Origin of the sequence: Weizmannia sp. WK01 (genome assembly GCF_025905465.1) — a bacterium.
GTDB lineage: Bacteria > Bacillota > Bacilli > Bacillales > Bacillaceae_C > Weizmannia > Weizmannia faecalis.
The window spans coordinates 2,099,982-2,112,374 of sequence record NZ_CP109616.1 but is presented as its reverse complement, the minus strand read 5'-3'; the positions used below and the strand labels follow the sequence as shown (position 1 = coordinate 2,112,374).

Below are 12,393 nucleotides of genomic sequence, written 5' to 3'. Positions count from 1 at the left end.
AACCGAATGATTGCTGCACTTTTTCATTATCATTTTTTACAAAATACATTTTTGGCCGGCATTTTAATCGGCCTGATTGCCCCTTTGATCGGTAGTTTTATTGTCGTACGCCGTTTGTCGCTGATTGCGGATGCGCTCAGCCATGTCACATTGTCCGGGATTGCGATCAGCCTGTTTTTAAGCAGCAAGCTTTCTATTCTTGCCGGGTTGAACCCGCTTTATATTGGCACCGGCTTTTCCGTGCTCGGATCCGTGCTGATCGAGCGGTTGCGCGGGGTTTACCGGCATTATGAAGAACTTGCGATTCCGATTATCATGTCGGGCGGGATTGGCATCGGGCTGATCTTTATTTCTGTGGCCGGAGGGTATAATGTAGATTTGATGAATTACCTGTTCGGCAGCGTAAGCGCGGTAAGCCAGGCTGATCTTTGGCTCATTCTGGGGATTGCCGTCATTGTGGCGGCTGTGATCCTTTTGCTGTATAAGGAACTTTTCCTGCTTTCTTTTGATGAAGAATATGCAAAAGTGTCCGGTATTCCTGCGAAAACGATCCATTTGCTGTTTATGGTGCTGATTGCGCTTGTGATTTCGGCTGCGATGCGGATCGTGGGGATTATGCTTGTATCCGCGCTGATTACGCTCCCGGTAGCGGCCAGCATCCGCATCAGCCGGGGATTTAAACAGACCATTTTGTTTTCCGTTCTTTTTGGCGAAATTTCCGTTTTGGGCGGGCTGGTTACGGCATTTTATCTGAATTTGCCGCCCGGTGGTACAATTGTGGTGATTTCCATCGTCATTTTGCTTTTGGCGGTTTATATGAAACGATTCCGGCCCGGTGCCGGTTTGAACAAAAAGAAGGTGTGAACATGCTTTTGGATGAGGCAATTGAAATCTTGAAGGAAAACGGCTATAAGCATACAGGAAAAAGGGAAAAAATGCTCGATTTGTTTTCGGAGAGCAATAAGTATTTGACGGCAAAAGACGTGCTCGAATGGATGAAAGATGCGTATCCGGGCCTCAGTTTTGATACGATCTACAGGAATTTATCGCTTTTTGCTGAACTTGGCATACTGGAAGTGACAGAGCTGTCCGGTGAAAAGCATTTCCGTTTCAAATGCTCGACAAACCACCACCATCACCATTTTATTTGCCTGGCGTGCGGGAAGACGAAAGAAATCCCGGATTGCCCGATGCCAATGGTGAGCGGTTTGGAAGGGTATGCCATTTCCGGCCATAAGTTTGAAATTTACGGCACGTGCCCGGAATGCATGGCAGATGAAACGCGGCAAAATATTTAACAAACCCTGCTTCCGGCAGGGTTTGTTTTTGCTATATAAGTTGAACGAATGTGTTGCCAGAATCCATATCGATCCTGATCGTAGTAGATGTTGGCGCGAAAAACTGAAGTTCATTTTATGATTTTGGATATTTTTCAAGACGCCTTCCGGGAAAAATAACCCGGGCGCAGGCACGCGGGTCACCGCAAAAAGCTATCCGCAACCCAGCCTGTCCCTTACAGAAACCCGGATAAGCCCTTAATCGCGTGCGGAGCGGCTGGACTGGGTGATCCAGCGTCTGACCCAGTCATCCGCTTCTTTCCAATTTTTCACCCGGTATACATTGTCCGGGACGGGATCCCGGTTGTATGGGGTGTCAAACAGAAGGACGGGGATGCCGAGCGTTTGCGCAATGGCGGCCGCATTGTCATGTTTGTCTTCCAAAAACAAATCAACGTTGTACTTTTTTGCGGTTTCCACTTTGTGATGCGTGCCGATCAGCTCGATATGATGGTATTTCAGCTGTTGTTTTGTAAACCAGTTTTTGGTCACATCAAGGAGATAGGATGCGCGTGCGCTGATAAAATACAGCTCAAACCGGTCTGCCCATTTGTTTAACACTTCTTTTGCCCCTTTTGCAACCGGGGATTTTGCATAGATCACAGGCTCCGAGCGGATAAACCAGTCGGCAAATGTCCCGGCAGGAATATCGACGACATCTGTGATCTCATACTTCGTTAAGTCTTCATATTTCAGGTCAATGTGAAAGGCATCGTTAATGAACGGAATAAGCGTTTCAGGATCTGTCACAGTCCCGTCAATGTCAATGCCGAAACGGTATTTTTTCACCATGGTGCGCCTCCTTTTCCGTTTTGAATGTGAAGCGATCGTGCCGCCTGTTGTCCGGGCCAGGCCTGGAAGATAAAAGTTGCCGCGCATGAAGAAACACCGGCTTGTTTTACGCCGGTGTTTCGGTCAGACGGGGTTCACGTTTTGCGCGGCCTGTTTTTGGTAATACGCTTCGGCAAGCATGTCGATTTCTTTTTTCAATTCTTCTACCATTTTATCTTCCGGCACTTTCCGTATGATTTTCCCTTTGCGGAACAGGAGGCCTTCCCCGCGTGCACCGGCGATCCCAATATCCGCTTCTCTTGCTTCACCGGGGCCGTTGACGGCGCAGCCGAGGACGGAAACTTTAATCGGCGCTTTTATGGTCTGTAAATATTCTTCGACTTCGTTTGCAATGCTGATTAAATCGATCGCAATCCGGCCGCAAGTCGGGCATGAAACGAGCGTCGGGGCATTGGAGGAAAGCCCGAATATTTTCAGCAGTTCACGCGCGACTTTCACTTCTTCCACCGGGTCGGCGCTTAAAGAAATGCGGAGCGTGTTGCCGATTCCCATATTTAAAAGCGTCCCAATCCCGGCGGCACTTTTGATGGTGCCGGAAAACAGCGTCCCGGATTCAGTAATACCGAGATGGAGCGGGTAGTCAAATGTCCGGGCCGCTTTCTCGTACGCTTCGATGGCAAGGCGGACATCCGAGGCTTTCATCGAAACGATAATGTCGTGAAAATCCAGGTCTTCCAGAATCCGGATATGGTGCAGGGCGCTTTCGACCATGCCGTCTGCTGTCGGGTATCCGTATTTTTGCAAAATTGGTTTTTCAAGGCTTCCAGCATTGACGCCGATCCGGATCGGAATGCCGCGCTCTTTTGCCGCTTTCACGACCGCTTCGACTTTTTCGCGCTTGCCGATATTACCCGGGTTAATCCGGATTTTATCGACGCCGCCTTCAATTGCGATTAACGCAAGCCGGTAATCAAAGTGGATATCCGCGACAAGCGGGATATGGATTCTTTTTTTTATGTCGGGAATAGCCCTTGCCGCCCGTTCATCCGGGACGGCAACGCGCACGATCTGGCAGCCTGCTTCTTCAAGCCGCTCAATCTGGCGGACAGTTGCATCGACATCATGTGTTTTCGTCGTCGTCATACTTTGAATGAATAATTCATTGCTGCCCCCGATCGTCAAGTTACCTACCTTGACAGGGCGCGTTTTTGTACGGTGTATGATCTCACCCAAGGATATTCGCTCCTTTAATGATCTATCAGTCCATAAACATTTTACCAACTTACATTTTACCAATTTACTGCCCCGATTGACAAGCCATACTCCGGTTTTTACCGGGATTCGCCGTAAATGGGAAACCGGTATGTTTGTCCAATTTGGATGTCTTCCGGTGCAATTCCGCCGTTTAGTTTGCTGAAATCGCGGATCACTTTTTCAATCGAAGGCGCCGTCCCGCCTGATATTTTTTTGACAATCGTAAGCACCGTGTCACCGGAATGGACCTTGGCTGTGACATACGGACCGTGGGTTGTTTCAGGTTGTATGGCAACGTTTTTTTCGGTTGTTTCTTTAGCATTCGTCGGGATTGTGCCTGCGTGGAGATCGTAGTAGATGCTGTAAGAGATAAGGGCAACGATAAAGAGCGCAAATATTTTTTTCAACATGGACATTCCCTCCTTTTATGAGTGCTACCAGTATATGCCGGTATGCTGTAATTAGAACCCGGGATGATTCTCAAAAATGCAGGCGAAAAATTTGCCATTTATCAATCGGTTTTGGTACATTAAATATGACAAATCTTTGAATCTTTTCGGTTCAAAACACTACATAAAGGAGGAATAAAGATATGACGTACACTTTACCGCAATTGCCGTATGCGTATGATGCCCTGGAGCCTTATATTGACAAGGAAACGATGAACATCCACCATACGAAGCACCATAATACTTATGTCACCAATTTGAACAAAGCGTTGGAAGGCCATGACGACCTTGCTTCCAAATCCGTTGAGGACTTAATTTCGGATTTGAATGCGGTTCCGGAAGAAATCCGTACAGCGGTTCGCAACAACGGCGGGGGACATGCCAACCATTCGCTGTTCTGGACGTTGCTTTCGCCAAATGGCGGCGGCGAACCTAAAGGCGCCCTGCTTGACGCGATCAACAGCAAATTCGGCAGCTTTGAAAAATTCAAAGAACAATTTGCAGCGGCTGCAGCAGGCCGTTTCGGTTCCGGCTGGGCATGGCTTGTTGTCAATAACGGCGAGCTTGAAATTACAAGCACCCCGAACCAAGACAACCCGCTTTCCGAAGGCAAAAAACCGGTTCTTGGCCTTGATGTTTGGGAACATGCTTACTACTTGAAATACCAAAACCGCCGTCCAGAATATATTTCTGCATTCTGGAATGTCGTGAACTGGGACGAAGTGGAAAAACTGTACGAAGCAGCGAAATAATCGCGATCCATTTAAAAAAGGGCGTGCCGCGCCATTTGCGTGCACGCCCTTTTTGCATGCGCCCGTGCATAAACGCCCCCGTTTTTCAAAACAATATAGGGGAATGGGGGGAGTTTTGATTTATGAAGCATGTGCAAAAATGGTTCGGAGATATAGAACTGTCAAAAGATCTGCTGCTGCTGCTTGCGATCGGCGGGCTTTATTCTTTAAGCATTTCTCTGTCCAATTCTTTCGTTAACATATATTTATGGAAGCAGACAGGGAAGTACATAGATCTGGCGGTATATAATTTATCGGTTGTTATCCTGCAGCCGCTCACTTTTATCATCGCGGGAAGATGGGCGAAAAAAGTGGACAGGGTCATGGTGTTCAGGATCGGGGTTGCCTTTTTGGCGCTGTTTTATTTAAGCGTGCTGTTTTCGCGGGGGCATGCCGGCGATTTTATCGTTTTGCTTGGCGGGCTGCTCGGGATCGGCTATGGCTTTTACTGGCTCGCCTATAACGTGCTGACGTTTGAAATTACGGAGCCCGAGACGAGGGATTTTTTTAACGGCTTTATGGGGGCATTCGGATCCATCGGCGGCATGGCCGGACCGTTTGCCGCCGGGCTGATCATTTCAGCGATCGGGAAAAGCGGTTATACGGTCGTTTTTGCGCTCTCCCTCATCCTGTTTGCTCTTGCCGTCGTCCTCAGTTTTTTTATTGCACCACGACCTGCACACGGCCGTTATTTGTTTAAGCAAATCGTAAAGGAACGGCATCGCAACCCGAATTGGAAACGGATTACAAGCGCCCATTTTGTTCAAGGTTTAAGGGATGGCACGTTTGTGTTTATGATTTCCGTTTTCGTGTTCCTTTCCACGGGGAGCGAGCTTTCTCTCGGCACGTTCGGGTTGATCAATTCCTGCCTGCAGTTTCTCGGGTACACGCTCGTTGCCCGTTATATAAAAATCAAACACCGCCAGCGCTCCATTTTTTTAGGCGGACTGCTTCTGTATGCGGCCGTGTTTTTGTTTATTTTTGAAGTCACCTATCCGAGAATGCTGCTTTATGCCGCAACGATTGCGATTGCTTACCCGCTTCTGCTTGTCCCATATAATTCGATGACATACGATGTGATCGGCAGGGCATGGAAAGCAGCGGAAGCACGGATTGAGTATGTTGTCGTGCTTGAAATATTTACCAATGCCGGCAGAGTCGCTTCGATTTTGCTTTTCATTGCAGCCGTCACTTTTTTCAACAGCCAGGTAAGCATCCGCGTGCTGATGCTTGTGATTGGGGCAGGGCATTTATGCATTTCGCTTTTTACAAGGAATATCCGGATTGGGGATATGTAAGGCCGCCGTTTCCAAAAATGGCGGTATTTTTTATAGCCATGTCCGCACTTTTTCGCTAAAATGGAATGTATAGCCGATGGCGAAGGGAGGAGCAGAAAAAGGTTGAAGAAAAAGAAGCGAAAAAAGCGGTCGCATATTCCATTTAGAATGAACATGCTGTTCTTTGCTGTTTTTGTGCTTTTTTCGGTCTTAGTCGTGCGTCTGGGCATCGTGCAGATTGTCTACGGCCAGGATTACAAAAAAGAACTTGAACAGACGGAAGACAAGACGATCCATACTTCTGTTCCAAGAGGAAGAATTCTTGACCGGAACTATAAAGTGATTGTGGGCAATAAAGCGCTGAAGGCGATCACATATACGAGAACCCAGGCGGATGACAACGGGAAAATGCTGAAAGTGGCAAGGAAACTCGGGGAAATCATCAAAGTGCCGGATGCGGATGTGAAACGGCTAACGGACCGGGATAAAAAAGACTTTTGGATCCTGACCCATCCGAAAGCGGCAAAACAGCTCGTTTCCAAAGCGGAACAGGCAAAGCTCGACAACGACAGCGACAAAATATACAAGTTGCAGCTGAATCGGATTACGAAACAGGATCTGGATTCACTGTCGCGGGATGATCTCAATGTGCTCGCGATCTACAGCAAAATGTCGGCCGGCTATGTGCTGTCCCCGCAAATTATCAAAAACACGGACGTGACGAATAAAGAGTATGCGACTGTGAGCGAGAATCTTTCAGCGCTGCCGGGCGTGGATATTACAACCGACTGGGAGCGGAACTATGTGTTCAAAGAGGCAAACAGCAACGATTCGGTTTTGGGGTCAATCCTTGGCGATGTGACAACCGAAAAAGAAGGCCTGCCTGCCGATAAGGAACAGTACTACACGGCCCGCGGATACAGCCGCAATGACCGCGTCGGGAAAAGTTACATTGAACAGCAGTATGAAGATGTCTTAAACGGCGAAAAAGAAAAAGTGGAAGCGAAGCAGGATAAAAAAGGAAATGTCATCTCTTCAAAAGTAATCAGCAAAGGGAAGCCGGGCAGCGACCTTGTTTTGTCTGTTGACATTGACCTGCAAAGAGAAGTTGAAAAAATTATTACCGATGAAATCAAAGCGGCCCGCGCAAGCAATCCGCTTGTTGACCGTGCCTTTGTCACCGTTATGAACCCGAATACCGGTGAAGTGCTGACAATGGCCGGCAAGCAGGTGGTCACAAAAAACGGGTCTGCGAAAATCAAGGACTTTGCACTCGGGAATATGACAACTGCTTATCCTTCGGGTTCTGCAGTGAAAGGTGCGACTGTTTTGACCGGGTATCAGACCGGGGCCATTTCGCCCGGGAGTGTATTTGTCGACCAGCCGCTCCATTTCGCCAGCACCCCTGTGAAAAAATCGTGGGTGACGTCTGGTTTTGGTGCGATTAACGACTTAAAGGCCCTGCAGGTTTCATCAAACGTATATATGTTCCGGACGGTCATGGCGATCGGCGGGCAGCACAATTATGTACCGAATGGCTCGCTTAATATTGACAAAATGAAAACGATCCGGACATTGCGCAAATATTTTGCCCAATTCGGGCTAGGTGTTAAAACCGGTATTGATCTTCCGGGTGAAGTCGGCGGCTATCAAACGGAAGTCCCGCCGAACAGCGGGAACGTGCTCGACTTTGGGATCGGGCAGTTTGACACGTATACTGCGCTTCAGCTCTGCCAGTATGTTTCCACGATTGCAAACGGCGGTTATCGCGTGCAGCCGCATATTGCGAAGGAAATCCGTGAACCGAGCCCGGACGGCAAGACACTCGGGCCTGTCGAAAAAGAAATCGGCACGACGGTCTTAAACCGTGTGGATATGAAGGAGTCATACATCAACCGCGTCAAACAAGGTTTTTATAACGTGGTGAACGTTCCCCACGGAACAGCTTACGGGCGGATTGATTCCAGTCTGAAAGTGGCAGGGAAAACCGGGACGGCACAGGCTGTTTATGGCGGTGAACTGGTGGAAAAATACGATGCGGCCGGAAGGGCACATCCTTCCATTTGGTCAGATGCATGGAATTCCACCTTTGTCGGTTATGCGCCTTACAATCACCCGGAAATTGCCATTTCGGTTGTTGTGCCATGGTCTTACATGGGAGGCGCATCCGACCCGCACACAAATTTAAAGATTGCGAACCGTGTGTTTAAAGCTTATTTTAACCTGAAGAAAAAAGAAGAAAGCCATGCTGCCAACACGGCCGTACCAACAGCCGAAAACGGGGCAGGCGGTTCGAACTAATGGCTGCGATCAAAAACGGATAACGGGGTTTCCCGCTATCCGTTTTCTATTCCATGGCACCCGTAATGATGCGCTTCACTTCGTTTACAGGGAGGGCGGACTGCCTTGCAATCTGTTCGAATGAAAGACCTTGCCGGAACAAAGCGAGCACCTGGTTTTTTACAATTTCATTGACCGGCATCCTTTCGCCGGACGAATCCGGAAGAAGCGGGTCGGCTCCAGGCGCCATGAATTCTTCTTCGAGCGTCTGTAATCTTTTTTTGATCTGGTACGTTTCCTGGAAAAATTTTAAAGACAAATCTTCCAGTTCCTGTTCTACCAGATGCACGCGGTCCTGGCGGAAAAACGAAATAAGAAACAATACCACAGAAAGCGCCAGTAACACCATCAGCGTCATAACCATCCATTTCTCTCCTTTTTCATTGCAAAGTACTATTGTTAGTTATATCACGATTTTCCGGTGAAGTGTACCGCCTTTCTGGCAAGAGGGGGCGAAATCGTGCAAGAAAAGGGGGAGCGGCGGACTTGCCCCCATTCAAGTGAAAATTTCACCTATACCGGCAGCCGGCGGGAAGAACGGTTTTGCCCGAAAAAACATACTGGCAATCGTCCGTGAAAAATGCTATGATAGATAAGTCGTATGCACGATCGATTGAGAAAGATGGAGGGATGAAACATGCGTGTAAACATTACACTGGCTTGCACGGAATGCGGTGAGCGTAACTATATTACAACGAAAAATAAACGTACGACCCCGGACCGTATTGAATTGAAAAAATATTGCCCGCGGGACAAACGTGCAACCGTACATCGCGAAACAAAGTAAACAGCAGGCGTTTTCCTGCTGTTTTTTCTTTTGCCGGGACTTACATATAAAATGAATTGAAGTTTTTACATTGAAACAAGGTCATCCATTTGCATAGGTTTCTTTTTGCAGCCGGCAACAAAGTAGCGATGTTTCGTTCATTTTATATAGCGGATAATTTTTCTCCCGGCAGGAAAAATAGAAATGAGTTGCGGAAAATTTTTTTGGGGGAGGAATCGCCATGAACAGATGGCTGAAGTGGATGGCGGTACTGCTTCTGTTTTCAGCAGCTTACCGGAACCGTTACCGAGTATTAAACACTGTATTTGGGTACGGCCCTGCGAGAAAATTGGCGGTCACGGCAGCAATGCGGATTCCCGGATTGCGGTCACGCGTCATGGGCCAGGTTTTTCAATAACGGCGAAAAAAGGGCGGGTGTAAAAGGCCAAACGCTTTACACTCCGCTCTTTTTTTCGATATAGTTAGGATAAAATGGATGGAAAAAGGCAGGGGAAATCGTGAACAGCAGGGCAGATGTTTTGTTTTGGGCAATCAGCCGCCATTTTGTCGTGGAAAATGAGTACCGGATCATGTTTTTGAGTGAAAACCGGGATGAAATGTGGCTTGCCAATCCAAAAAAGAAGAATTTGCCGCTTGTGCGCCTTTTGCGGTATGACATCGACTGGGGCAACTGGTTGTACCGCGACATCCGTGATTGTTGCGCACAGGCTGAAGATTTATGCAAACAAATAAGACGGCTTGCTCCGCGCGTACTCAATATTTATGTGAGTGCGTATGCGCCGGTTGACGATTATGAAATTTATTTGGATGAACCGATGCATATTAATGGCGGAAAAACGGAACTCCACAGCGTATTGATTGAAGGGGAGAATCCTGATCCCGGGATCAGCAAGCTGCGTCAGTTTACGGAAGGCCGGCTTGCGATTGCGCCCGAAACCATGGGTGGGGACCCCTATGCATTACAGCGGATGGTGTTCGCAGCCGAGGCGCAACGGGAAGAGGAGGAACGGCAGCTGTTTGATGCGGGCAGGCCGTTTTTTACATACGTCTTTCTGGCCGTACAGATTGCCGTGTTTATTATCATGTCGCTTACCGGCGGGACGCAGAATACGCAAAACCTGATTCGTTTCGGCGCCAAGTACAACCCGCTGATTATGGAAGGGCAATATTGGCGGCTGATTACGCCGGTTTTTATTCACATCGGGATCATGCACCTTTTTATGAATTCGCTCTCTTTATATTACATCGGGCCGCTTGTCGAACGGATTTACGGTAAGGCGCGTTTTGCCCTGATTTATTTGTTCGCCGGGTTTACAGGCTGCCTGGCCAGCTTCCTGTTTTCGCCAAGCCTTTCTGCCGGCGCAAGCGGTGCGATTTTTGGCTTGTTTGGCGCTTTGCTTTACATCGGGACGGCTTACCGCGATCTTTTTTTCCGGACAATGGGATCGAGTGTCATTACGCTCATCATCATTAATCTCGTTTTCGGCTTCTCCGTTTCCGGCATTGACAATTTCGGGCATCTTGGCGGGCTTTTCGGCGGTTTTCTCGCAGCATGCATCGTCCACTTTCCGAAACGGAAGCGCATCGGTGTACAGCTTCCGGCTCTTCTTCTTGCCGCTTTCCTCGTTTATATGGGCCTGCGCGGCGTCTAATAAAGTATGCCCCCCGTTTCGGTTCCGGCCCGCTTCTTTGGCGTGCAAGCGCGGGCCTTTCGGGGGACGAATTCTGCCGGGATAAAAAATTCCCTCTTTGAGACCGCGGGTTGTCACGGCCATTCTTCAAAAAATGCTCCGGGCATGGTTTCACAGCGCACTTCCATGCCGAGCGGCCAAATGATCCGGCAAATTGCCGCAATTTGATGCTTGTTAGAAGCTGCACAATCGATTATACTTTTCTTTGGAACAGATTTTTATCAAACGAAAGCTGGGTCGAAATGAGAACGCTTTATGATGTGCAGCAGCTTTTGAAAAAATTCGGCATTATTGTCTATATCGGGGACCGGCTTGCCGATCTCGAGCTGATGGAATTGGAACTGAGACAATTGTACCAGGCAAGGGTGCTGGAAAACCGCGAATACGAAACCGCCCTGTTGATCATCAGGCAGGAAAAACGGTTGGAAAAAGAGAAAAAAATTGAGGGTGAGCGAAATGGCTGAGAAATGGATCATTGGCATTGATTTGGGGGGCACCACCACAAAACTGGCATTTGTGAATGAAGCAGGCGATATTTTACACAGATGGGAGATCCCGACTGTGACGGCTAACCAGGGGGAAGCGATCCTTCCGAATATCGCAAAATCGATTGAGGACGAATTGGCCCGGGTAAAGCGGGAGAAAAAAGATATCACAGGGATCGGCCTCGGCGTACCGGGACCGGTTGATATGGAAGCCGGCGTGATCTATGAAACCGTCAATATCGGCTGGGCACAGCATTATCCGGCTGCCGGGACATTGCAAAAATGGACGGGGTTAAAAGTGGTGATTGATAATGATGCAAACGTTGCGGCACTCGGTGAAATGTGGAAGGGTGCCGGGAAAGGTTCCGGGGAAATGGTCTTCGTTACGCTTGGCACCGGTGTCGGCGGCGGCATCATTACAGGCGGCGACATCGTCCACGGTGTAAAAGGGGCGGCAGGCGAAATTGGCCATATTACCGTTATTCCGGAAGGCGGGGCAAAGTGTAACTGCGGGAAAACCGGCTGCCTTGAAACGGTCGCTTCTGCAACAGGCGTGGTCAGGACAGCCATGGCGAAACTGGCTGCATTTAGCAGCGCGTCTCCGTTAAAAGATTTGTATGCCCAAAGCGGCTCGGTAACCGCTAAAGATGTGTTTGATTTTGCGAAAGCGGGCGATGCCCTTTCCTGTGAAATTGTGGACGAAACGGCAAAATACCTCGGGCTTGCGCTGGCAAGTGTGGCAAATACGTTAAATCCGGAAAAAATCGTGTTAGGGGGCGGGGTGTCAAAAGCAGGCGAAACGCTCTTAAACCCAGTGCGCGCTTATTTTTTGAAATACGCGTTCAACACGGTCGGCAAATCGACAAAACTGGAACTTGCCACATTGGGAAACGATGCTGGCGTGCTCGGGGCAGCGTGGTTGGCGTTAAATAAAATATAAGGAAAGCTCCCTCTTTCATGATACGCGCTGATTTTGCCATACGAGAAACAGCGATATCTGAAAAGAGGAGTTTTTTTCCAGCCTCCGTACTACAAGGGCGGTATGGCCGTTTTGCGCAAGTCTTTATGCTGCAGAGAAAAAGAAATGGTTTTTTTGGACTGAATCATCTAGAGACGGGCAGCCTGTTGCAAACTTGTGTGCTAGCGCGCACTAAGCTTTAAGACAAATTGAATTACGGGAACTTGCTTCG

At 48.6% G+C, this 12,393-nt stretch carries 14 protein-coding genes; 10 read left to right on the top strand and 4 right to left on the bottom strand.

Going from position 1 to position 12,393, the window contains the following annotated elements:
- Positions 1 to 6 precede the first annotated feature (6 nt).
- Both OF158_RS10070 and OF158_RS10065 read left to right on the top strand, forming a co-directional pair.
- Positions 7 to 864: a metal ABC transporter permease gene (locus tag OF158_RS10070; RefSeq protein WP_014098004.1), complete on the top strand. Its 858-nt coding sequence runs from the start codon at positions 7 to 9 to the stop codon at positions 862 to 864.
- A gap of 2 nt (positions 865 to 866) precedes the next feature.
- A complete protein-coding gene (locus OF158_RS10065; protein WP_014098005.1) occupies positions 867 to 1,298 on the top strand; it encodes a zinc uptake transcriptional repressor Zur in 432 nt (143 codons plus the stop codon).
- 237 nt (positions 1,299 to 1,535) lie between these two features.
- On the opposite strand, the gene OF158_RS10060 is transcribed toward OF158_RS10065, so the two are convergent.
- The 3 genes from OF158_RS10060 to OF158_RS10050 form a co-directional block, all read right to left on the bottom strand.
- The gene (locus tag OF158_RS10060) at positions 1,536 to 2,129 is read right to left on the bottom strand and encodes a 5' nucleotidase, NT5C type (protein ID WP_014098006.1); all 594 of its coding nucleotides are present in this window, start codon (positions 2,127 to 2,129) and stop codon (positions 1,536 to 1,538) included.
- A 123-nt stretch (positions 2,130 to 2,252) separates the two neighbouring features.
- Positions 2,253 to 3,353, bottom strand: coding sequence for a flavodoxin-dependent (E)-4-hydroxy-3-methylbut-2-enyl-diphosphate synthase (gene ispG / locus OF158_RS10055; RefSeq protein WP_128890997.1), 1,101 nt, complete (start codon positions 3,351 to 3,353; stop codon positions 2,253 to 2,255).
- A 107-nt stretch (positions 3,354 to 3,460) separates the two neighbouring features.
- A complete protein-coding gene (locus OF158_RS10050; RefSeq protein WP_014098008.1) occupies positions 3,461 to 3,793 on the bottom strand; it encodes a hypothetical protein in 333 nt (110 codons plus the stop codon).
- Positions 3,794 to 3,975: 182 nt separating this feature from the next.
- Between OF158_RS10050 and sodA the strand changes: the two genes are divergently transcribed.
- The 3 genes from sodA (at position 3,976) to OF158_RS10035 (ending at position 8,201) form a co-directional block, all read left to right on the top strand.
- On the top strand, positions 3,976 to 4,584 hold the full coding sequence (gene sodA / locus OF158_RS10045; protein WP_017550543.1) for a superoxide dismutase SodA: 609 nt from the start codon (positions 3,976 to 3,978) through the stop codon (positions 4,582 to 4,584).
- Positions 4,585 to 4,706: 122 nt separating this feature from the next.
- Positions 4,707 to 5,921, top strand: a complete 1,215-nt coding sequence (locus tag OF158_RS10040; RefSeq protein WP_017550542.1) for an MFS transporter — start codon at positions 4,707 to 4,709, stop codon at positions 5,919 to 5,921.
- Between the two features lie 102 nt (positions 5,922 to 6,023).
- Positions 6,024 to 8,201, top strand: a complete 2,178-nt coding sequence (locus OF158_RS10035; protein WP_017550541.1) for a peptidoglycan D,D-transpeptidase FtsI family protein — start codon at positions 6,024 to 6,026, stop codon at positions 8,199 to 8,201.
- A 46-nt stretch (positions 8,202 to 8,247) separates the two neighbouring features.
- Here the strand turns inward: OF158_RS10035 and OF158_RS10030 are convergent, their stop codons facing one another.
- Entirely contained in the window at positions 8,248 to 8,604 is a 357-nt protein-coding gene (locus tag OF158_RS10030) for a hypothetical protein (protein ID WP_017550540.1), read from the bottom strand.
- A 273-nt stretch (positions 8,605 to 8,877) separates the two neighbouring features.
- Between OF158_RS10030 and rpmG the strand changes: the two genes are divergently transcribed.
- The 5 genes from rpmG (at position 8,878) to OF158_RS10005 (ending at position 12,143) form a co-directional block, all read left to right on the top strand.
- On the top strand, positions 8,878 to 9,027 hold the full coding sequence (gene rpmG, locus OF158_RS10025; RefSeq protein ID WP_014098013.1) for a 50S ribosomal protein L33: 150 nt from the start codon (positions 8,878 to 8,880) through the stop codon (positions 9,025 to 9,027).
- Positions 9,028 to 9,247: 220 nt separating this feature from the next.
- Positions 9,248 to 9,424 (top strand): hypothetical protein, encoded by a 177-nt coding sequence (locus tag OF158_RS10020; RefSeq protein WP_164931351.1) that lies wholly within the window; start codon positions 9,248 to 9,250, stop codon positions 9,422 to 9,424.
- 100 nt (positions 9,425 to 9,524) lie between these two features.
- Positions 9,525 to 10,679: a rhomboid family intramembrane serine protease gene (locus tag OF158_RS10015; protein WP_017550537.1), complete on the top strand. Its 1,155-nt coding sequence runs from the start codon at positions 9,525 to 9,527 to the stop codon at positions 10,677 to 10,679.
- 281 nt (positions 10,680 to 10,960) lie between these two features.
- Positions 10,961 to 11,182: a YqgQ family protein gene (locus tag OF158_RS10010; RefSeq protein ID WP_013859652.1), complete on the top strand. Its 222-nt coding sequence runs from the start codon at positions 10,961 to 10,963 to the stop codon at positions 11,180 to 11,182.
- The gene (locus OF158_RS10005; protein ID WP_014098016.1) at positions 11,175 to 12,143 is read left to right on the top strand and encodes an ROK family glucokinase; all 969 of its coding nucleotides are present in this window, start codon (positions 11,175 to 11,177) and stop codon (positions 12,141 to 12,143) included. The genes OF158_RS10010 and OF158_RS10005 overlap by 8 nt, the downstream gene beginning before the upstream one ends.
- The last annotated feature ends 250 nt before the right edge of the window (positions 12,144 to 12,393 follow it).